Source organism: Saccharothrix hoggarensis (assembly GCF_052936025.1).
In genome coordinates, this window is sequence record NZ_CP193624.1 from 4406490 (window position 1) to 4427292 (window position 20803).

The 20803-nt window shown below is 72.2% G+C and carries 18 protein-coding genes; 8 read left to right on the forward strand and 10 right to left on the reverse strand.

The features are described 5' to 3' along the window. Nucleotides 1–732: 732 nt before the first annotated feature. Nucleotides 733–1095 (forward strand): DUF1048 domain-containing protein, encoded by a 363-nt coding sequence (locus ACRAKH_RS19960; protein WP_380724421.1) that lies wholly within the window; start codon nucleotides 733–735, stop codon nucleotides 1093–1095. 18 nt (nucleotides 1096–1113) lie between these two features. On the opposite strand, the gene ACRAKH_RS19965 is transcribed toward ACRAKH_RS19960, so the two are convergent. From ACRAKH_RS19965 to ACRAKH_RS19975, 3 genes are all read right to left on the reverse strand, one after another. Further along, entirely contained in the window at nucleotides 1114–1695 is a 582-nt protein-coding gene (locus tag ACRAKH_RS19965) for a hypothetical protein (RefSeq protein WP_380724422.1), read from the reverse strand. 186 nt (nucleotides 1696–1881) lie between these two features. Further along, nucleotides 1882–2619 carry an alpha/beta hydrolase gene (locus ACRAKH_RS19970; RefSeq protein ID WP_380724423.1) on the reverse strand — a complete coding sequence of 246 codons (738 nt, stop codon included), beginning with the start codon at nucleotides 2617–2619 and terminating at the stop codon, nucleotides 1882–1884. Nucleotides 2620–2985: 366 nt separating this feature from the next. Beyond that, nucleotides 2986–5256, reverse strand: a complete 2271-nt coding sequence (locus ACRAKH_RS19975; RefSeq protein WP_380724424.1) for an MFS transporter — start codon at nucleotides 5254–5256, stop codon at nucleotides 2986–2988. A 393-nt stretch (nucleotides 5257–5649) separates the two neighbouring features. Here ACRAKH_RS19975 and ACRAKH_RS19980 point away from each other — a divergent pair, with 393 nt between their 5' ends. Next, nucleotides 5650–6183 carry a hypothetical protein gene (locus ACRAKH_RS19980; RefSeq protein WP_380724425.1) on the forward strand — a complete coding sequence of 178 codons (534 nt, stop codon included), beginning with the start codon at nucleotides 5650–5652 and terminating at the stop codon, nucleotides 6181–6183. A gap of 303 nt (nucleotides 6184–6486) precedes the next feature. Next, the gene (locus ACRAKH_RS19985; RefSeq protein WP_380724426.1) at nucleotides 6487–7173 is read left to right on the forward strand and encodes a PIG-L deacetylase family protein; all 687 of its coding nucleotides are present in this window, start codon (nucleotides 6487–6489) and stop codon (nucleotides 7171–7173) included. 6 nt (nucleotides 7174–7179) lie between these two features. On the opposite strand, the gene ACRAKH_RS19990 is transcribed toward ACRAKH_RS19985, so the two are convergent. Next, nucleotides 7180–7548, reverse strand: a complete 369-nt coding sequence (locus ACRAKH_RS19990; protein WP_380724427.1) for an STAS domain-containing protein — start codon at nucleotides 7546–7548, stop codon at nucleotides 7180–7182. A 484-nt stretch (nucleotides 7549–8032) separates the two neighbouring features. Between ACRAKH_RS19990 and ACRAKH_RS19995 the strand changes: the two genes are divergently transcribed. Then, nucleotides 8033–8980 (forward strand): GNAT family N-acetyltransferase, encoded by a 948-nt coding sequence (locus ACRAKH_RS19995; protein ID WP_380724428.1) that lies wholly within the window; start codon nucleotides 8033–8035, stop codon nucleotides 8978–8980. Between the two features lie 56 nt (nucleotides 8981–9036). Here ACRAKH_RS19995 and ACRAKH_RS20000 read toward each other — a convergent pair whose 3' ends face one another. Continuing rightward, complete coding sequence (locus tag ACRAKH_RS20000) at nucleotides 9037–11835, reverse strand: hypothetical protein (RefSeq protein ID WP_380724429.1); 2799 nt, start codon at nucleotides 11833–11835, stop codon at nucleotides 9037–9039. Nucleotides 11836–12109: 274 nt separating this feature from the next. Between ACRAKH_RS20000 and ACRAKH_RS20005 the strand changes: the two genes are divergently transcribed. Beyond that, nucleotides 12110–13723: a hypothetical protein gene (locus ACRAKH_RS20005; RefSeq protein WP_380724430.1), complete on the forward strand. Its 1614-nt coding sequence runs from the start codon at nucleotides 12110–12112 to the stop codon at nucleotides 13721–13723. A 66-nt stretch (nucleotides 13724–13789) separates the two neighbouring features. Here ACRAKH_RS20005 and ACRAKH_RS20010 read toward each other — a convergent pair whose 3' ends face one another. Then, nucleotides 13790–14350, reverse strand: a complete 561-nt coding sequence (locus tag ACRAKH_RS20010) for an EF-hand domain-containing protein (protein ID WP_380724431.1) — start codon at nucleotides 14348–14350, stop codon at nucleotides 13790–13792. Between the two features lie 130 nt (nucleotides 14351–14480). Continuing rightward, complete coding sequence (locus ACRAKH_RS20015; RefSeq protein ID WP_380724432.1) at nucleotides 14481–15533, reverse strand: saccharopine dehydrogenase family protein; 1053 nt, start codon at nucleotides 15531–15533, stop codon at nucleotides 14481–14483. Between the two features lie 102 nt (nucleotides 15534–15635). Here ACRAKH_RS20015 and ACRAKH_RS20020 point away from each other — a divergent pair, with 102 nt between their 5' ends. The 3 genes from ACRAKH_RS20020 (at nucleotide 15636) to ACRAKH_RS20030 (ending at nucleotide 18629) form a co-directional block, all read left to right on the forward strand. Continuing rightward, entirely contained in the window at nucleotides 15636–16583 is a 948-nt protein-coding gene (locus ACRAKH_RS20020) for a helix-turn-helix domain-containing protein (protein WP_380724433.1), read from the forward strand. Nucleotides 16584–16668: 85 nt separating this feature from the next. Continuing rightward, nucleotides 16669–17454: a DeoR/GlpR family DNA-binding transcription regulator gene (locus tag ACRAKH_RS20025; protein ID WP_380724434.1), complete on the forward strand. Its 786-nt coding sequence runs from the start codon at nucleotides 16669–16671 to the stop codon at nucleotides 17452–17454. Continuing rightward, the gene (locus ACRAKH_RS20030; protein WP_380724435.1) at nucleotides 17451–18629 is read left to right on the forward strand and encodes an MFS transporter; all 1179 of its coding nucleotides are present in this window, start codon (nucleotides 17451–17453) and stop codon (nucleotides 18627–18629) included. Before ACRAKH_RS20025 ends, ACRAKH_RS20030 begins: the two co-directional genes overlap by 4 nt. 58 nt (nucleotides 18630–18687) lie before the next feature. Here ACRAKH_RS20030 and ACRAKH_RS20035 read toward each other — a convergent pair whose 3' ends face one another. From ACRAKH_RS20035 to ACRAKH_RS20045, 3 genes are all read right to left on the reverse strand, one after another. Continuing rightward, nucleotides 18688–19434, reverse strand: a complete 747-nt coding sequence (locus ACRAKH_RS20035; protein ID WP_380724436.1) for an SDR family oxidoreductase — start codon at nucleotides 19432–19434, stop codon at nucleotides 18688–18690. A 163-nt stretch (nucleotides 19435–19597) separates the two neighbouring features. Next, entirely contained in the window at nucleotides 19598–20086 is a 489-nt protein-coding gene (locus tag ACRAKH_RS20040; protein ID WP_380724437.1) for a hypothetical protein, read from the reverse strand. 26 nt (nucleotides 20087–20112) lie between these two features. Next, on the reverse strand, nucleotides 20113–20463 hold the full coding sequence (locus ACRAKH_RS20045) for a hypothetical protein (RefSeq protein ID WP_380724438.1): 351 nt from the start codon (nucleotides 20461–20463) through the stop codon (nucleotides 20113–20115). Nucleotides 20464–20803: the final 340 nt, after the last annotated feature.

Below are 20803 nucleotides of genomic sequence, written 5' to 3' on the forward strand. Positions count from 1 at the left end.
AACTGTCCTGATTGGACGGCGGCGCGGTCGGACACGACACACCGCACCGCTGGGGTGCGCGGGATGTTCGACGCCGATGTGCCGGTGCCGAACGGCGCACGACAAGGGCCCGACCGGGTGTCGTCAGTCGCGACAGGACCGGAGGGCGAACCTCGGGGTGGTTCCGCGGGCGGTCGTCAGGCGTTCTGCCGACGACCGCCGCCGCGACTACGCGCGCCGGCGGTCACACCGGGATCGTCGGAGGAGTCGAGGGCCCGGAACGGCCGTCACACCCCGGAAAGCTGTTTCGCGTAGACCCATGCTTCGCCTCCTTGCGAGCAGGAATCATGGCAACCCCGCGCCGCACGCCGGCCGGGCGCGGGAAGCGTTGTGGCGACCCTAGCGCCCGTGCTTCGACGCGCACAAGGTCTTGCAGCGCTGCAATGTTACCGTTAACATGCTCTCAGCCGGGTGATTTGTGTTGCCTGCTCAACTGTTCTCACAGGTGTGCCCGCATCGCGGCCGGTTCCTGTTATCCCTCACAACCGCGCCTTGACGGCCGTTGCGCCGGGACAACCCCTCAAGATCGCCGTCGGGTCGGCTACCCCCGACGACACCCCTGTCGGCAGCCGTGTCAGCGCGGTGACCGGTCGGTGTCAGGACCGGCGGCCATCGTGGTCCCCGTGAGTTCCGGAGGACGAAGAACTTCCTCGCAGAACGACCGGACGAGCTCCGCGAAAGGGGTAACTGATCATGACCATCGCAGACCTGGCTTCGAAGGTGATCGGCGACAAGCGGCGTTGGAAGGCGTACAAGGCGCGTGTTGAGCGGCTCCCCGCCGGCCACCGCACCGCCGTCGAAGCCGTGGAGCGCTACCTCATGCGCTTCGGGGCGGACGGCGACAGCGCCGCGTCGATGTTCGAGGACCTGGCCGACCTGTTCGAACGGGCCGCCGCGCACCACCAGCCGGTCCGCGAGGTCGTCGGCGCGGACCCCGTCGAGTTCGCCGAGGCGTTCCTCCGGAACTACTCGGAGGGCGGCTGGATCGCCCGGGAACGGGCACGGCTGGTCGATGCGATCGCGCGGGCCGAAGGGAACGGGCGAACCGCCTCGTGACGCCGGATTCGGTTGACGTCACACGTCTTCTGCGGCGCTGTCGCCCTGGAATGCCTCGATGACCAACGGCGTCGAACCGCCCCCGGTGGCCTGGCGCAGGTGGGTCACCGTGCGGTCCAACTGCTCGGCCAGGCGGGGGATCGTGCTGGACGGCAGGTAGATGTCCGCGCCGGCGTCGAGGAGCCGGCGGAGCGGGCCGCGGTAGCTGACCCCGAGTTCCGCGTCCTCGATCTCCGCGATGACGACGCGGGCCTTCGGGAACTTCGACCGGAGGATGCCGATCAGCTGCGGGCTGACCGGCGGCACCAGCACCACGTCGGAGGTCTCGGGGGCGGAGTTCAGGTCCAGCACGATGTAGTCGGGACCGAGCCGGGCGGACAGCGACGCCCGAGCCGACGCCGACAGCTTCATCGCGGTGGCCACGACCGTCACGTCCTCGTAGGCCGACGACGGGCGTTCCGCGGCGTGGCCGCTCCGGCTGCCGGGATCGACGATCCCGTAGTCGAACGTGCCCGGTGTGCCGGAGATCGTGGCGATCGGCCTGCCGTCCCGCTTGACGATCAGGTCCTCGCCGGGGCCGAGCGCGGCGATCAGTGCCAAGACGTCCTCGGGGAGGCGGGTGGCGTCGATCCACCGCGGTGGCTGCCCGCCCACCGTCAGGCCCGGACCGAACGCGGTGCGCCCTCGACGTGGACCCCCTGCAGCCTCGTCATGGTTCAAGATTCTTCCACACGGCGGCGGCCGGGGGTCCCGAACGGTCGGGACCCCCGGCCTGACCGCCTCAGGTCACTTCAAGTGTCGGGCGAAGAACCGGTTCACGTCGTCCCCCTCGAACTCCGGGACGCCGGTGTGCCCGCCCATGTTGGCGTGCAACGTCTTCTCCGCGGAGCCGAAGGCGTCGAACAGGTCCAGCGCCGACTGCCGGTCGTTCCCCTCGTCGTCCCACTGCAGCAGGACCTGCAGCGGAACGGTGACCTGCCGGGCCTCCTCGACCAGGGCCCGTGGCACGACGCTGCCGGCGAACAGCAGGGCGGCCGAGATGCGCGGCTCGACCACCGCCAGCCGGATGCCGATGCCCATGATCCCTCCCGCGTAGCCGACCGGGCCGCCGATCTCGGGCAGCGCCAGGATCGCGTCCAGCGCGGACCGCCACTCCGGGACGGCCTGGTCGACCAGCGGGAGGACGAGCCGGTCGACGGTGTCGTCGCCGACCGGCTCGCCCGCCGCCAACGCCCGGAGCAGGTCGGCGCGGGCCTCCTCGACGTCGGCGACACGGGGCCGGTCACCGCCGCCGGGCAGCTCGATGGTGGCCGCGGCGAAGCCCTCCGCCGCGGAGTGGCAGGCCCGGACCACCAGTCGGGAGTACATGTCGCGCAGTCCGCCGGGGTGGCCGACCAGGATCAGCGGCACCGGCGTGGAGGCCGACGCCGATCCGGGCGTCCACAGGATGCCGGGGATCTCGCCCAGGGTGAAGTGGCGCTCGAGGACGTCGTCGTCGAGCCGCTGTTCGGAGGTGAATCGCACGGTCGTGCCTTTCGGGAGTGCTCGTGAACGGCGCTCCCGGACGACCTACCGCCCGACCGTGACCCCTGAGGGGAGCACCCATGTCGATACGCACACGGGTACCACCTCCTCGGTCTCTCGCACGGCCGCCGGAAAAGTAGCAGTGGCCGCCGTGGCCCGCCAACAGGGTTTTCCGCCCGCCCGCTCACGTGTCGCCGGCGCGCGTACCTCTCTCAGTTTAGATACCGGTGTCCGGTTCGTCGTTGCGGCGTCGGCAGCCGTACGTGCCCACAAGAAGCGCCTCACCACGACGAACGCGTTCCGTGCCGGCCCTCCGACCACGTCAGGTCGGAATTTCCTGACGTGCCACCCGTTGGGCACGGGGTTTCAGTGCGACACCTTCTCCTCGGCAACGGCGTCCCGGCGGTCGGTCGTGTCCGTGGACGCGGCCATCGCGCCGCGGATCGCCTTCCAGTAGCGGACGGGCGCCACGCGGGCGAGTCGGTCGAGCATGCGGGCGTCGTTGCCGACCAGCACGCGGGGTTTGCGCGCGGCGATGCCGTCGACGATGACGCGCGCGGCCTCCTCGGGCGTGGTCCGGTACTTCTCGGTCTGCGCGCGGGCGGCGGCAGCGGCGCGCTCCGGCGGGACGGCGGCGGCGACACGGGCCTTCAGCGCGATCTGCGTCTTGACGCCTCCGGGGAAGACCACGCTGACGCTGACGCCGGTGTCCTCCAGCTCGTGCAGCAGGGACTCGGTGAAGCCCCGCACGGCGAACTTCGAGGTGGCGTAAGGGGCGCGGCCGGCCGGCGCGATGAGGCCGTACGCGCTGGACAGGTTGCTGATGTGCGCCGCGGGCTGCGCCATCAGCAGCGGCAGGAACGTCTTGGTCACCGCGATGGTGCCCCAGAGGTTGACGTCCAGCAGCCAGCGGAACTCCTCCAGGGTCAGCTGCTCGAAGTAGCCGAGGAGGGACACGCCGGCGCTGTTGACCAGCACGTGCGCCCCACCGTGCTCGGCGGCCACCGCGTCCGCCAGCGCGGCCACCGCGGCGACGTCGGTGATGTCCACGGCGTGCGTGCTGACCCGGACGCCCAGGTCCCTCGCCTGCGCCGCGACCTCGATCAGGCCGTCCTCGGCGATGTCGACCAGCGCGAGGTTCGCGCCGCGCCGGGCCAGTTCGAGGGCGGTGGCCGCGCCGATGCCCGAAGCGGCGCCGGTGACGACGGCGGCGGCGCCGTCGTTGCGGAACGGGAAGGTTGCCATGTCGGACCATCCGGTGGAGGTGTCGGCGCCCGGGTCCTCCCCCGAGGTCCCGGGTGCGTCGTGGGCGGGGGTCGCGTCGCGGTGGTCTCGGTCCACCGTCCTGGCCGCGCCGAGCATGCCGAGCGCGGCGACCAGCAACGACGCCGGCACGAGGACCAGCAGCGAGTCGTGCAGGCCGACGGCCTCGGCGGTCAGGCCCGGCGGGATCTCGGTGGCGGTGGCGGCGTAGTGGTCGGACAGCGCGCCGGCCACGATGGGGCCGAACGCGCCGCCGAGCAGGTAGAAGGCGGCGAAGAACAGCGCGATCGCCGTGGAGCGCAGCCGCGGTTCGACGACGTCCGACACCGTGGGCAGGGCCGAGGTGTGGAACGAGAACTGCAGCAGCCAGCCGAGGGAGAACACGACGAGGAACAGCACCGGTTCCGTGTTGGGCAGGCTCAACGCCCAGAACGTCAGCGGGGCCGCGACAGCGAGCGCGACAACGGCCACCAGGAGCCTGCCGCGGCGGGACTTCCGGCTGGCGCGGTCGGCGGACGCGCCGCCGAGGAGCAGGCCGAGGACACCGCTGACCCCCATCGCGACGCCGGTGTTCACGGCGGCGGCGGTGAGCGACATGCCGAAGTAGCGCTGGAACAGCGGCACGAGGAACGTCGCGGCGGCGTAGGCGCCGACCTGCAACCCGATGCCGCTGACCACGAGCCACCACAGGGTCGGGATGCGCAGGAGGGCGCGGATGGGCCGCGTGACCTCGGTCGACGCGGTGGCCCGCTCCTCCGCCGCGCCGCGCTCGGGCTCGCGGATGAAGAACAGGGCCACGCCGACCAGCAGGCCGGGGATGGCAGCCACGACGAACGGCGCGCGCCAGCTGCCGAACGCCTCGACGATCGCGCCGGTGGTGAAGAAGGACAGCACCAGGCCCAGCGGCAGCCCGAACTGGAACACCGCCACGGCGCGGGACCGCTTGTGGGCCGGGAACAGGTCGGCGATCAGCGAGTTCGCCGCCGGCGCGTAGGACGCCTCGCCGACGCCGACGCCGATCCGGAACAGCAGCAGGCTCGCGAAGCTCCACGCCCCGCCCCCTGCGGCGGTGAACAGGCTCCACGTGATCAGGCCCCACGCCATGACCTTGCGGCGCGCGACGCGGTCCGCCAAGCGCCCCAACGCGATGCCCGCCAGCGCGTAGACGACGGTGAACGACGCGCTGAGCAGCCCGATCTGGAGGTCGGTCAGCCCGAACTCGGCCTTGATCGGCTCCACGACGATGGCCGGGACGGTGCGGTCGTAGAAGTTGAGCAGGTTCGCCACGGCCAACAGCGCGAGGACGCGCCACGCGTTGGGCGCCTGCCGGGCGGCGCGACCGACTGCCTCGCGTGCGGAGACCTGGTGGGGCACGTGGCGCCTTCCTCCGAACGGGGATGTGCGGCGCCCGAGGCGGCATGGTCCCGAGACGCCCGCAACCTGACGTGCGGCACACTCAAATGCGCGCTCCGCACCGTGTCAACGGTCGCCCGCCCCGGACGCTTCGGGGCCTCGCGGCCACGCGTTCGGGACCACTTCGGGGGTGGTCGGCGCGGCCGTCAGCCGTCCCCCGCCCTTCACGCGTACGACGCGAACCCTCGTGAGGTTGCCTCGAATTCATGCCGATTTTCGGGCGCGCTGATGACCTTGAAGCTGTGTGGACAGGACGAAGAACTGGTTGGCGGCGTTGTGCGCGGGGGCGGTGGCGGTGGCGGCCGTCACCGGTTCGCCGAAGGCCCCGACGAACCGTTCCCGAGCGCGTCCGTGGTGAAGCTGCTGATCGCGCTCGACGTGCTGGAGAACGGCGCGGCGAGCCCAGGGGACGTGACCCGGATGATCGCCGCCAGCAGCGACGAGATCGCCAACCGCCTGTGGCGCACGTCCATCCCGGGGCACTGGGCGGACCGGATCGGCCTCACGGGCCTGGTGCCGGCGGAGAACCCGAAGCAGTGGGGCGACGTCCGGATGACCGCCCGTGACGTCGTCGCCGTGTACCGGCACGTCATGAAGTCACGGCACGCCAGGGTGATCGTGCCCGCGCTGGAGGCCGCTACGCCGTCCGGCGAGGACGGGTTCGACCAGACCTTCGGCATCCCCGACGCCGTCGGCGCGCACCGGTCGGGGGTGAAGCAGGGCTGGGCGTGCTGCTACGACGGTCGACGGGTGCTCGACACCACCGGCGTGGTCGACCGGCGCTACGTCGTGGTCGTGCTGACCGAGCACCACCGCTCCACCGGGTACGCCCAGGCCGTGCCGCTGGTCACCGAGCTGGTCGCCGCCCTCACCCCGCTGTTCGCCTGAGGGAGGGGACGACTCGTGCGCCGCGACGGGGTCGAAGATCGCTTTCGAATCGAATTCGTGAATCGCAATACGCACTCGGAGCGTTAGCCGGCACAGATGACACGCTTGTGTGTTTATCGATTCAGATGCGGGCGGAATAACGAGACTTTTCACTCGTCCAGGCACGAATCAGCGCTAGCCACGCCTCCCGGCACCCTCCAAGATGGGAATTCGGCGCGCCGTGATCCCGCGTCTGCCCGGACACCGCGGACGGGCGTGATTCCACGGTCGCCGGAAGGCTCCTCTCTGGAAAGGACTTTCACGGTGAACGAGCAGCACCCGTTCCGATCGCTGGACGTCGTCGCGGTGTCACCGCACCCCGACGACGCCGAGTACGGCGCCGGCAGCCTGCTCGCCGCGTACGCGGCCTGCGGCCATCGGGTGACCATCGCCCTGATGACCGGCGGGGACGAGACCCGGCTGACCGAGGCGAAGTCGGCGGCGGCCGTCCTCGGCGCCGAACTGGTCGCCGACCCGACCGGCCGTGACGGCGGCCTCGCCGTCACGCGGGCGCGGGTGCGCTGGCTGGAGGAGCACGTCGCCGCGGCCGACATCGTGTTCGCGCCGCACCCCGACGACACCCACCAGGACCACCGGGCCACGGCGGCGATCGTCGGCGCGGCGCTGCGGCGGTCGGCCGTCGGCTTGTCCTGGTACCGCACGCCGAGCAGCGGCCACACCTTCACCCCGACCGCGTTCTACCCGGTCACGGAGCACTCGGCGAGCGTGCGGCAGCGCGCGATCGAGATGCACCGCACCCAGTCCGACCGCGCCTACCTGCGCCCGGAGCACCTCGCCCTCAAGGACGCGTGGTTCGGCTGGCTGAGCGGCCACCCGGCCGCCGAGCCGTTCCAGGTCGTGCGCCACCAGTTCGCCGCCCTGCCGGTCCCGGAGGACGACCACCGGGCTCTCGGCGCGCGGACGTCGGCCGCCGCGCTCGGCAACACCTGAGCGGGCTCAGGTCACGTCCGCCTTGGCGGCGACGAGCGCGTTCTCCAGCGACTCGTGCAGCGGCAGCAGGCTGTCCATCGCGGTGACCTCGAGCGAACGGCGCACGGTGCGGCTGGCCACGACGTGCACCGGTCGTTGGCGCGTGGCGTTGTGCACGCGGATCTGGCCGAGGGCGGCGATCCCGGAGGAGGCGAAGAACGTCACCTCGGACAGGTCGATCACCAGGGCGTCCACCCCGGCGTCGAGGAACTCCAGGCAACGATCGCGCAGCTCGTCGCTGTTGGACAGGTCGATCTCCCCGGTGACGCGGACGATCGTCGTGTTGCCGTCGGCAGCCGTGGTCAGCTCCGGTGCGGGCAGGTCGGCATCGCTCACGGATCAATCATGACTGCCCCGCGCGTTCGACGCACCTCTGCCCCCGCACCTGGTGACGTCCACCGGGCACAAGGGGCGCGGTGCGGGCTCGGACTACCAGTACGAGCCCGCACCGCGCGACCGGGCCGCACGGGCGCTGGTTGCTCAACGACACCGCGTCGAGCCGGCCAGACCACATGTGGATCCCCGCCGTGCTCGCGCGCACGGCAAGTCACGGCTACCCCGTCGTCCCGGAATCCACACAACCCGATCCGCGGCGAGCACAGGCAGTCACGCCCTCGGACCACGACCGCACCCCGCCCTGGCGCCCCCGCACCAATCACCGCGCCGACTCCGCCGCGATTTCAGCGTCCGACCGCGTTGTCCATTCCGGCATCGGGTGCGATCCCGAGGCAGCGATTGCACAACGCGCGGAACACGGGGTTCCGCACCGTTCCGCAAAACGGTTCGACGGCTTCGCCGGTCCCTGACACAGTGGCGCACCATGGCGAACGCCGAACTGATGACCGCCGCGGACGTGCCCCTGATCCAAGGGTTGGCGCAGCGCGTCACCGCGAGCCGGCCGGACCTGGTGAACAGCGACGCGTCGTTCGGCGAGGCGGCGTGGATCTGGGGCAAGGGGCACGCCGCCAACGGCGCGACCTGGCCGCGTCGCCTGTGGTTCTCGGGCGGGGAGTTGGTGGCGTGGGGTTGGGCGCACCTCCCGCACCGGGTGCGGTTGAGCGACGGGACTGTGAAGGACGTCACGTCCGCCTACCTGGCGCACCAGGTCCACCCCCACCACGCCGGGCTCCTGGACGAGGTGATCGACTGGTACGACGCCGTGGCGGCGGGCGTCGACCGCGGCGTGCGGCCGGGCGCCGCCGACGAGTTCGCCCTGCGGCGGTGGGCGGCACACGGTTACGGGACGGACCCGGCCTCGCTCGGCGACACCGGGACGTGGACGCAGCTGAACGAGCGGGACCTCACCGACCTGGCACGACCGGTGCTGCCGGACGGGTTCCGGTTCCGCACCGCCGACGAGGCCGGCCCGGAGGCAGCGGTGCGGGCCCACGTCGACGCGTGGGCGCCCTCGACGTACACGGCCGAGGCCTACCAGGGCGTCCGGCGGGCGCCGGGGTATCGCGGTGACCTGCACGTCCTGGTGGAGGCGCCGGACGGGACGATGGCGTCCTCGACGATCATGTGGCTCGACGAGGCGAACAGGACCGCCGAGTTCGAACCGGTCGGCACGCACCCGCGCTACCGGCGCCTGGGGCTCGCGAGGGCGATGCTCTGGCACGGCATGCGTCTGGCGGAGGCAGCCGGTGCCAGGCACGTGACGGTCGCCTGCCTGGGCGCGCCGGGACATCACGGGGCACGCGGCCTGTACTACAGCGTCGGCTTCCGGGAGTTGTCGCGGGACGCCCCGCTCATCAAGACCGCGCGCTGAGACCTCCCCCTGGCGAACCCGCACCCGGCCGCCGGCTGTTCGGCCGGTCCGAACCCTCACGGCGTCGGCGGGCAACTCGCCTCGGGCGGGAGGGCGTAGACGCAGGTCGGCACGATCGCCAGGTCGGCGATGTCCGCCACGGCCAACAACGCCACGGGACGCGACTCGCCGGTCCGGTCGGCGCCGAAGCCGATCTCGCCGGAAGCGCCCTTGTAGCAGCTGCTGCCCACCGCGTCGTCCGCCGGGCAGGACAGCTCCCGCAGCTCCTGCCCGATGGCGGCACGGTGGGGCGGCCCGACGGCGGCGCCCGCGAGCGGCACGCCGGCGGCGTCGATCCGCTGCCGCTTGAACCGGTTCTCCTTGACCGCGTGGACGAACAGGCCCGCGCCGTCGTAGGCGACACCGACGCGCTCGCCGACCCACGGCAGCACGGTGGCGTCCTCCTGCAGCATGCGGCCGAACTCGCCCCACGCCGGGCGCCCCGCCTTGCCGGAACGCAGGTCCAGGAGGCCGGCGCACAGCCGGGACGGCTCGTCGGCGGGCGCGCGGTCGGGCGACAGGCACGTCCGGTTCCGGTGGACGACCGCGTGGGCCAGCGACACGTACGCCATGGGCCGCCCGCGGTGCTTCTCCGTCCGCTTGCCGCCGTCGGCGATGAACCTGGACGTGGTGTCGTTGCCGACCACCACCGGCGTCCGGTCTCCGCACTCCTCGAACAACGTGTCCAGGAACCCGTCGAAGTCGTACTCGCGGCCCGCGAAGTACGCGATCCGGGCGACTTCCGGGGTGTCGCACCGGGGTTCGATGCCGCGCACCGGGCCGCGCCACGTCACCAGCCACGACTCGTCCGCGCCGAGTGCCTTCTTCAGGCTCTCCCGCAACGTCCTCATGTAGCTGTCGCCGGCGACCTCCGCGGGCTGGTACACCGTCACCTCCTTGCCCTGCTTCGCGGAGAACCCGAGCAGCAGCGCGACCTGCTTCTCGTTGCCCGGCACCAGCTGGAAGTACATCGGGGACCGGTGGGCGAGCCCCTGCCCGGTCAACGTGGTCGCCACGACCGGGATGCCCAGGTCTCCCAGCGCGCCGATCGCGCTCTCGGTCGCGGGCACCGTCCGCCCCATCCCGACGACGCCCATCGCGGTGCTGTCGGCGGCGAACAGCGGAGCCAGCAACCGGTCCACGACGGTGCGCGCCTGCCGCATCTCGTGGCCGCCGTTGGCCACCACGACCCGCAACAGCGGCAGGTCGCCCTCGGTGTTGTCGTGCGACTGCCGGATCAGCAGGCCGGTCAGCTCCTCGGTGATCGCGCCGGCCGAGTCGTCCGGGACGGTCGGGCTGGTGAACTCGGCGAAGTAGACGACGGTCACCACGGGCCGGTGGCGGGACGCCTTCGCCAGCCGCTCGGCCTCCCGGTTCAGCTCGAACACGGCGAGCTGCGCCGTCCGCAGCCGCTCGTCCTTGCCGAACACCTGCGCCGCGCTGTCGCTGTACCCGACGCACTCGCCGCCGTTGTCCGTCTCGACCCACTCGGTCGCCACGCCGGCGCGGGCGGACGGCAGGCAGTCCTGGGTGATCCGGGCGACGAGCCACCGACCACCGGTCAACCCCGCCGCGACCAGCGCCAACGCCACGGCGACGGCGATGAACGACCGGCGCGCGGGCAGCGGGACGGGACGCGGGCGCAGCAGGTCGCGGAAGGTGTCCCAGGCGCGGCGGTCCCGTTCCCCCGGCTCCTCGCCGGCCGACGGCAGGGCGACGGTGATGAACCGCGCGTCCCGGCGGAGGGTCTGCCGGCGCGCGGGCAGCTCCCGGTACCAGTCGCGGATCTCGTCGGTGACCTCGGTGGCCGGTTGCGGCGTCCGCCGGTCGAGCCGTGCCGGGAGGGACGGCGACGTCGCCACGACGAGCACCGGGTCGTGCTCGGTGGACTGGTTGCGCACGTCGTTGATCAGGCCCAGCAGCTCCCAGCCGCCGTTGTCCTCGCGGACGTTGTCCAGGAGCACCACCGTGTACGCGGTCCGGCGCCAGCGGCGCAGCCGCCACGTGCCCGGCCCGTACAGCTCGCGCAGGTCTTGCAGGAAGGCGTGCACGAGCAGTTGCTTGAGCTGCGGCAGGTTGTCGTCGTGCTGCCTGCCGACGGTGAGGAGTTCGGCGAACCCGGTGAAGCTGGTCGAGTGCCCCGGCAGCATGAACGGCTGGCGCATCAGCCACCTCGGTTCGCCGCCGGTTAATCGGGCGCCCCGCGTCCACAGCCAGAACCGCAACGGCCGGTGCCACGCGAACAGCAGGGCCACCAGGAACCGCACCGGCGCGGCCAACGACGCCGACACCTCGATCGCCGCCTGGCGGGCCGCTTCGGGACGTTCCCAGCGCGCGTGCCACAGCCGCAGGAGGTGCGTGATGTCGGTCAGCTCGTTGCGGTTGTCGCCCTCGTTGAGCCGCTTGCCGGTGAGCCAGTCCACGAGCCGGTAGCGGCGGAACCGGCTCGGCCGCACCGTGCCGAACCGGTCGGCGGACAGCCGGTGCCGGAGTTCGTCGAGCAGCGGCAGCAACGGCCCGTTGCGCTTCAGCAGCGGGCTCTCGCTCTCGTGGCCCGCCCAACGGTCGTCGGAGGCAGCCCTGGCCTCGTCCACGTCGACGCGGACCACCGGGATGCGATCCGGTCCCGTGCCGTCCATGAGCTTGGCGAGGTCGGCGAGGAACCCGTCCACCTGACCGTTGATCAGGCACAACAGCGGCAGCGGCCGGTCACCGCGCAGCCCGCCGCGCGTCGACCGCGACCACCGGGGCCGCTCGCTCAGGTCCTTGACCGCCGACAGCAACGCGTACAGACCGCGGAACGCAGACTGCGCCAAGTCCCCTCCCTCGTCCGTTCCCCTTGCGAGAACTATCCGAGAGAGGTGGTGTTTCGTTGCCGCAGTAATCGTTTCGTGTCCCCGCCGGCCGGCGGCATTCCGGCAATTCGCCCACACCGCCGGAGTTGCCGCTCTACGGCGGCAGACCTTCACCCCTGACCAGGACCGACGCCCATTCACCCGTAAGTGTGAATCGACTTCGGCTAACGGGTGAGGCACCTTGCGCGACCTGACCAATACGGAGGCGAAGAGCAGCCGACGCTCTTCGAGCGACATGGCACGGTCCGGCACGCTGCTGCACCAGGACTGGGTGCGTCTCCTGACCTTCGGCGGGCTCGTCCTGGTCGTGGTGCTCGTCGAGCTCGCGAGCGGCACCGTCCGCGAGTTCTACGTCGAGCACCCGCTGCAGGCGGGGATCGCCACCGGCGCGATGCTCACCATCGCCGTGTACTTCGGGCTCGACGCCGTCCGGGCGGAACTGGCCCAGCGCCGCTGGAACGACCTGTCGCTCGTGGCGTTCAAGGCGCTGGCGAGCGAGACGACCTTGGTGATCGACAAGTTCCTGTGGGTGGCGTCGGGTGCCATGCCGACCAACGAGTCCCGCCCGTCCGACGCGGACGCGAGGAAGCTGCGCAACACCCTCCGGAGGCATTCCCTTCCGGGCCGCCCTGCCGTCGACATCGGCGGGCTGAAACACAAGGACTACAAGAAGGACCTCAACACCCTCTTCCACGACGCGGGGTGGCGCGCCTTCGCCGAACACCAGCTGGACCGGTCGAAGTGGCGGAACCGCCAAGGCATCGCCGTCTGGGCCGCCTCCATGCTCGCCACGAACGAGTCCGCCGACGTGCTGAACCGGATGGCCTCGCTGAACGAGTGGATCTCCGGGGTGCAGGCGATCCTCAAAACCCCCGATCCGACGCGACCACAGCAACTCGAACAAGAGTGGATGGACTGGCTCGCCGAGGCGCTGAGCCTGCGGGAAGACCTCATGCGAGCCGCGCAGCACCGAATCCCGGAGGTCTACAAGGACTTCCGCGAGGTGCTGGACAAGCCGCAGGTCACGGCACTGGCCAAGCACGACGGGGACACCGACAAGCACGAGATCCTGCGGAACCTTGTCACCCCGTTGAAGCACCGCGATCCGTCAGCAATCCCGGGAGCCGCTATGAGCACGGCCGGTTCGACCACATCGTCCTCACCGCTGGTGACCATCCTCGCGGTGTCGTCACTGGCGCTGGTTACCTCCCTGGTGACGGCGACGCTGCGCGGGGCGTCCCCCGAACAGGTCGTCCGGGACGAGCTGACGTGGACGTGCGTCGCGGGCGTGACCACGCTGTGGATCTTCACGTGGCACTGGGTGAAGATGTGGTGGAAGCCCGGACCGCGAAGCCACCGGAGAGGAGCCGTCCTGCTCGCTGTGGCAGGGGCCGCTCTCCTGCTGCTGACGTTGGCAATTCCGACCTGGCTGGGTTCGTTCTCCGGACAACAGCCGCAGCTCACGTCGACCAGCGGCCAGCGAACTCCCGAACTGTTCACGATGACCTTCACCGCGAAGTCGGACGACCTGAACCGGCGCGAGGAGATCCTGATCCAGGTGATCGGCCTCCACACCGGAGTCGCGGACCAGGCTGTCGACCGGTGCGAGCGGGCACGCATCACGGAGCCGCCCGCGCCCGCGGAGGGCGAGTTGATCGGGTGGCAGCGGTCGGGGCCTGCCGAGGACGGTCGCGTGCTGGTCGACGTCGAAGTGGCCGTTCCGGCGAACCGCTTCGCCACGGTCTGCGCCTGGGCGGCGGTCGAAGGCCGCGACGACCGCGATCGTTCCGACGCGAACGCACGCACGGCCGCGATCTACCTGACGCCCGCCGTGGCCCAGTCGCCGTGAAAGTGCTGCATCTGCGCTGACGGATCGGCTTCCGAGGTGGTTGGGGCCGGTCCGTCCAAGGGCGGGTCACGCCACGGGGCGGCCCATCCACCAGTTGCCCGGGGCGTCCGGGTCGGTGCTGGACCAGAACTCCACGCACGACCGCGTGAACTCCTCGGCGGTGAGGTAGCCGTCGCCGTCGGCGTCGAGGTGCCCGAACGCCTCGGCGGCCTCGGCTTCGGTCAGGCCGGGGAAGTGCCCGCGCTGGAACGCCAGGAACTCGGCCGGGTTCACGCGGCCGTCGACGTCGGTGTCGGCGATGGCCAGGAACGCCTCGGCCAGCGCGCCGACGCTGGCGCGCGCGGCGTGCGGGTCGTCGGCGAGGGAACCGGTGGAGGCGACGAACTGCTCGTGCGAGATGGCCGTGCCGCCGCCCGGGATGTGCGGCAGGTGCAGCTCGTGCCAGATCCGCAGGTAGGCGTCGACGATCCGCCGCTCCTGCGGCGAGCCGGGGGCGTGCCCGAGGGATTCGGCGACCCTCCGACCCATCAGGACGTGGTCCTGCTCGGTGAGCAGCCCGTCCCCGTCGACGTCCAGGTGGGCGAACCCGTGGTCGATCTTTGCCTTGAGCAGGTCGTTGACTGGCACGAAATCTCCGTACGTGGTCGGTGTCGCGGACGGCACACAGCGATGACGGCACACAGGATGGGTCCGTCCGGAGGAGCCGGACAACATCCGAACGGGTTCCCGGGCACCTCGATCGGGTGGTGGCTGTCGGCTACTTCGCGCGAACCGCGGCCCGCGTGCCGGCCGGGAGGTCCACGGCGAGGTGCGCGGACAGGGCGCGGAGGAAGTCCGGGGCGTCGAAGGCCGCGCCCGCGGAGGCGACGCCGGTCGTCCTGGTGCGGCCGGTGAGGACGCGGTCGACGGCTTCGACCGCCAGCGGCGCGCTGACGGCGTAGATGTCCTGGCCGGAGGCGGACGCACGGCGTTCCTCGTCGCCGGAGCGGACGACGACGTCCACGACGAAGGTCTGCGCGGAGCGGCCGCGGTCGTCGACGGCGGTCGGCGGCGAGGCGTCGGGGGCCGCGAGGTCGGCGGCCGCCTTGGCCGCCATGTAGGTGCGCACCTCCGGGACGGCCAGGTGGCTCGGCACGGTGACGACGTCGGCCATGGTGAACCCGGCGATGACGCTCTGGGCGCCCAGCGGTGCCGGGAAGGCCCAGTCCACGGTCGGCAGCGCGTCGTCGTGGTACTCCAGCCGTCCGCCGGTGTGGCGGACGCGGCGGCCGCCCCGGCGTCGCCCCGAGACCGCGCCCGCGACGAGCGTCCCGGCCGTGGGGTGCCAACTGCTGAGGCCGTACGCGACGTGCGCTTCGTCCGCCGCCGTCCAGTCGCCCATCGCGGCGGTGACCAGCAGGTCGCCGAGGCCGCCGTAGAACGCCATCGCCGGGACGACGAGGGTGCCGGCCGCGCGGGCCCGGTCCGCGAAGTGCGCGAACGTGTCGATGTTCGCCTCGATCTCGGCGGCCACGTCGACGTACGGGATGCCGGCCCGCAACGCCGCCTCGACCAGCGGGGCCGCGGTGGTCGCGAACGGCCCGGCGCAGTTGATCACGGCATCAGCGCCGGCCAGGGCGCGGTCGAGCGCGGTGGGGTCGTCGACCGACGCCTGTCGCACCTCCAGCCCCGGCGGGGCGTGCGCCACCAGCTTGTCGTGGTCGCGGCCGAGGAGCAGCGGGACGTGCCCGCGCTCGCGCAGCTCCGCGACGACGAACCGCCCGGTGTGCCCGTAGGCGCCGAACACGGCCACTGTGCGATCCGATCCCATGACTTCTCCCGCGTGCCCGACGTTGATCGACCGGGGAAATCCTGTCCCGGGGACGCGTCGGCGCCCAGTGTCCGGAACGACACGACCCGTACAGTTTCCGACATGAGCCCTGTTCCGCGTTCCGTCGCGGTCGCCGCCACGGACGGGATGCTGCACTTCGAGCTGGCGCTGGCCTACGAGGTCTTCGGCTCGGCCCCGGCCGCGCTGCCCGGCCCCTGGTACGACGTCGAGGTGTGCGGCTCGCGCGCCGTGCGGGCCGGCCGGTTCCTGGTGGAGCCGGACCGCGGGCTCGACGGGCTCGCCGACGCCGCCACCGTGATCGTCCCCGCCCTCGTGGACGTCGACCAGGACCCGCCCGCCGACCTGGTCGAGGCGGTGCGCACGGCCCACGAGTCGGGCGCGCGCGTGGTCTCCCTGTGCACGGGCGCGTTCGTGCTGGCCGCCGCCGGCCTGCTGGACGGGCTCCGCGCGACCACGCACTGGGCCCACACCGACGAGCTGGCGGCGCGCTACCCGGACGTGACGGTCGACCCGGACGTGCTCTACGTCGACAACGGCAGCGTGCTCACGTCCGCGGGCAAGGCCGCGGCGATGGACCTGTGCCTCCACCTGGTCCGCCGCGACCACGGCTCGGCGGTCGCCAACGTGGTCGCCCGCCGGCTGGTCGTGCCGCCCCACCGGGCCGGGGGCCAGGCCCAGTTCGTCACCACGCCGGTGCCCGCGCAGGACGACCACCCGCTGGGCGACCTGCTCCCGTGGGTGATGCGGCGGCTGGACCAGCCGCTCACCGTGGAGGACCTGGCCCGCCGGGCGAACATGAGCTCGCGCCACCTGGCCCGCCACTTCCGCTCGGTGACCGGCACGACCCCGTTGCAGTGGCTGCAGGCGCAGCGCGTGCGCCGCGCCCAGGAGCTGCTGGAGACCACGGACGACAGCGTCGACACCATCGCGTCGGCCGCGGGCATGGGCACGGCGACCACGCTGCGCCGCCACTTCCACCGCACGCTCGGCGTGCCGCCGGACGCCTACCGCCGCACGTTCCGGTCGTGAGGCGTCGCCTCCACCAGACGCACACCGCTATGACCGATCCAACAAATCGCTTGTTCGAACGCACACGATTCGTCACGATCGGGTGGTGAAGAGCGCCGAACGACACCGCGTGATCGTCGACCGGCTCCGCGCCGGCACGCAGGTCGGCGTCGCGGAGCTGGCGTCGGCGACCGGCGCGTCCGAGATGACGATCCGCCGGGACCTGGACCTCCTCGCGGCGAGCGGTGTGCTGCGCCGGGTGCACGGTGGGGCGGTGTCCGCGTCGCCGACCGGGGTCGAGCCGCCGTTCGGCGTTCGCGCGATCACCGCGGCCGACGTCAAGCGGACGCTCGCGGCGGCGACCGCGGCGCTGGTCCAGGACGGCGAGACGGTGCTGCTGGACAGCGGCACGACGGCACTGGAGGTCGCCCGGCTGCTGCGCGACCGGGCCGTCACCGTGATGCCGTTGTCCCTGCACGCGGCGCGCGAACTGCTCGACGCGCCGAAGGTGCGGTTGCTGCTGCCGGGCGGTGAGCCGCGACCGGGAGAGTTGTCGCTGGTGGGACCGCTCGCGCTGGCTTCCCTGCGCGTGCTGCGGTTCGACGTGGCCGTGCTCAGCCCGTGCGCGCTGAGCGTGGACGCCGGCCTCACCGCCTATGACCTGGCCGACGCCGAAATCAAGCAACAGGCGCTCGCGGTGTCGTCCCGCACGATCGTGCCGGTCGACGGCACGAAGTGGGGCCGCACGGCGCTCGCGCACATCTGCGCCGCCGACCGACCCGACGTGCTGGTCACCGATCCCACCGCACCCGAGGACCAGCGTCGTGCGCTGGTCGAGCGCGGTGTGCTGGTGCACGTCGCCGACACCGCCCAGGAGAACCCGACCCCATGACCACTCCCCTGCCCCGCGCCGCACGCGTGGCGACCTGGATCTACTTCACGCTCAACGGCTTCGCCGTGGGTCTGTGGGTGGTGCACATCCCCGACATCGAGCGCGCGACCGGCATCACGCACAGCGCGCTGGGCGGGCTCCTGCTGGTGCTGGGCGGGGCGGCGTTCCTCGGCATGCAGGTCGCCGGTCCGCTCGCCGACCGCGTCGGCCAGCGCAAGCTGCTGCCCGCGGCGGGCGTGCTGCTCGGCGCGGCGCTGTTCTTCCCCGGCCTGGCGACGTCGTGGTGGGCGCTGGGCCTCGCGCTGCTGTTCTTCGGCTTCGGCAACGGCACCATCGACGTGGCGATGAACTCCCACGCCGTCGTGGTCGAACGCGCCTACCCGCGGCCGATCATGGCGTCGTTCCACGCGATGTGGTCGATCGGCGGCGCGTTCGCGGCGCTCGTCGGCGCGGGAACCCTCGGTGCGAGCGTGCCCGCCGCGGTCACGTTGAGCGCGTGCGGTGTGTTCACCATCGTGGTGTCGCTGCTGACCGGCCGGTTCCTGATCGACGCCGAGCCGCACGAGCCGGAGCAGGCCACGACGTCGGCCCCGACCGCGAAGCCGCCGGCGAAGCTCGTCTGGCTGCTGGGTGCCATCGCGTTCACGATGATGCTGGCCGAGGGCGTGGCCAACGACTGGGCCGCGCTGCACGCCGAGGACGTCCTGGGCACCTCCACCAGCACGGCGGCGTTCGCGTACGGCGCGTTCGCCGTGGCGATGACCGTCGGCCGGTTCGCCACCGACCGGGTGGCCGCGCTGGTCGGACCCGTGGCGATCGTGCGGTACGGCGCGGCGCTCGCGGCCGTCGGGCTCAGCCTCGTCGTGGTGGTCCCGTGGCTGCCGGTGACGCTCGTCGGCTGGGCGCTGTTCGGCCTCGGCCTGTCCGGCAGCGTGCCGCAGCTCTTCACCGCCGCGGGCAACCTGGACAAGCGCTCCTCCGGCGCGTTGATGGCCCGCGTCGTCGGCCTCGGCTACGTCGGTCTGCTGGCCGGCCCGGCGCTGATCGGCGGCCTGGCCCACTGGATCCCGCTCAACCTGGCGTTCATCGTGCCCGTGGTGCTGTGCGTGCCGGCCGTCGTGTTCGCGGGCGTCCTGACGCCTCGCGCGACGCCCGTGGACGAGCCCGTCGCCTGACCGCCGTCCACCCGGGCGCCGCCGGTCCGGTTCGCCCCGGACCGGCGGCCGGGCGCCCTCAGTTCGCGCCGGCCATGCCGGGCGGCGTCGCGAAGGCCATCGGCGCGGACGGCTGACCAGGCACGACGTACCAGCACTCGCCAGCGCTCGACGAGGCGAGGACGGACTCGAAGGCGGTGACGACGTCGGACACGTCGAGCACCGCGAGGTCGAGTTCCCGGATGACGTCGCGGAACCCGTCGATGATGGCGGTGTCCGTGAAGCCCGGGCACAGCGCGGTGATCCGGATGCCCTCGGACGCGACCAGCGGCGCGCAGGAGCGCACGTAGTTGACGACCGCCGCCTTGGTCGCGCCGTACACCGGGTCGAACGGCATCGGCACCAACCCGGCCATGCTCGCCATCACCACGACGTCCCCGCCGCCACGCGCCCGCAGCGCCGGGCGCACCGCCTCGATCCCGTGCACCACGCCGTCGAGGTTCGTGGCGACGACCTCCCGGTAGCGGGCGGCGTCGAACCCGGCTGCGCCGGTCACCACGCCGGCGTTCAGGCAGGCGACGTCGAGTCCGCCGAACTCCGCCGTCGCCACCTCCACGGCCGCGCGGTTGTGGTCCGGGTCCCGCACGTCGCACTCGACGAACACGCCGCCGATCTCGTCGGCGACGGCCTGGGCGAGGGCCGTGTCCACATCGGCCACCACGACCCTCGCCCCACCGTCCGCGAGCCGACGTGCGATGCCCGCGCCCAGCCCGTTCGCCGCGCCGGTGACCAACGCCACCTTGCCGTGGTACTCGTTGCCGCCCATGGAAGTCCTCTCGTCAGCCCCTTGTGGACGGATACTCCCGACGGCAACGCCTCCCGACAACGCACGTCCCGCGAACACTTCCCGTCCGCACCCCTACGAGTGCGCGAAGGGGAGGAACGTCGTCAGGGCGGTCCGGGAGCGCTCGCCCGGCGCCCTCGGGACGTCACGCGCCGGCGGTGACGCGGGCCGAGCAGCGGATGAGGGTCTGCGCGGACCCGTCGTAGACGCACGCGGCCCACTTCACCGTGCTGTTCTCGTAGTAGTTCTTGTTGCACACGCCCCACGTGCCGTAGCCGAGGCTGTTGCGGCAGACGCCCGCCCGGTAGAACGAACCCTGGTAGATGTTCTGCCAGCCCGCCTCGGCGGACGCGCTGTCCGCCGCGGTGTCGCGGACCCACCACTTGTCACCCTCCGCCTCGAAGCACGCCGTGGCGCCGGTCGTCACGGCGCACGACAGGCCCGACGGCGGCGTGCCCTCCACCGCCTGGTTGTACTCGGTGTCCACCGCGGCGGCGACCTGGCCGGCGGTGCGGACCGCGGCCCCGCTCGACGCGGCGCCGGCGTCCGCGGACGCGGTCGAAGGCACCACCCCCATGAGCAACGCGGCGACCGCGGCGGCGCACGCGAGCAGCACTGATCTCGACTTCCCCACTGGACTCTCCTCGATGTCGGAACGGATCACCGCGACACGGCGAACGCCACCATGTCGACCTTCCCCCGGGACGCGGCGCGGTGCGTCGTGGTGAAGACGATGAACAGACCGTCACGCCACACGGCCTGGTGGTTGTCACCGCCGAAGCCGAACGCCCGCACGTGCTGGGTGAGGCCGTCGTCGTCGTGGGCCTTCGGCCCGATCGGCAGCAGCGGTGCGAGCTCGCCGGTGCCGGGGTCGACGGAGAACAGGATTGCCTTGGCGCCGTTGGCGTTCTCCGGCTGGTGCGCCGCCACGCTGCCGTCCGCGGTGGGCACCAGGCTCAACACCCGGCCTTCCACCATCCCGGTGCGCCACGCCTCCTCGCCGGTCCGCACGTCGAGCGACCACCCGTCGCACGCCCCGAGGTACTCGCCGCGCTTCTCGCCGTACCGCTGAACGGCCCGGTCCTGCCGGACGCGCGGTCCACCCGCACCAGCTGGGGAAGGTGGCCCGGGTGACCGACCTCGACCACGAGCGGGTCGAGGGACAGCACACCGAGCACCGGGAGCGCCGGTCCCGGCGGGGTGTGGCCGTGCCAACCCGGGCCGGGCGGCGGGTAGCCCTCCGGTGGCGGCCCGTACGGACCTCCGGGCCGCGGCGGCATCGCCACCGGAGGTCCGTACGGGCCGCGTGGATCTCGGACGTTCATCGGACACCCCCCGCTTCGGGCAGTGG

Coding starts and splice junctions, on each gene's coding strand:
- ACRAKH_RS20015 (WP_380724432.1), bottom strand. CDS start 15,533: ATGGGATCGGATCGCACAGTGGCCGTGTTCGGCGCCTACGGGCACACC.
- ACRAKH_RS20035 (WP_380724436.1), bottom strand. CDS start 19,434: ATGGGCGGCAACGAGTACCACGGCAAGGTGGCGTTGGTCACCGGCGCG.
- ACRAKH_RS20020 (WP_380724433.1), top strand. CDS start 15,636: ATGAGCCCTGTTCCGCGTTCCGTCGCGGTCGCCGCCACGGACGGGATG.
- ACRAKH_RS19960 (WP_380724421.1), top strand. CDS start 733: ATGACCATCGCAGACCTGGCTTCGAAGGTGATCGGCGACAAGCGGCGT.
- ACRAKH_RS19995 (WP_380724428.1), top strand. CDS start 8,033: ATGGCGAACGCCGAACTGATGACCGCCGCGGACGTGCCCCTGATCCAA.
- ACRAKH_RS20005 (WP_380724430.1), top strand. CDS start 12,110: ATGGCACGGTCCGGCACGCTGCTGCACCAGGACTGGGTGCGTCTCCTG.
- ACRAKH_RS20030 (WP_380724435.1), top strand. CDS start 17,451: ATGACCACTCCCCTGCCCCGCGCCGCACGCGTGGCGACCTGGATCTAC.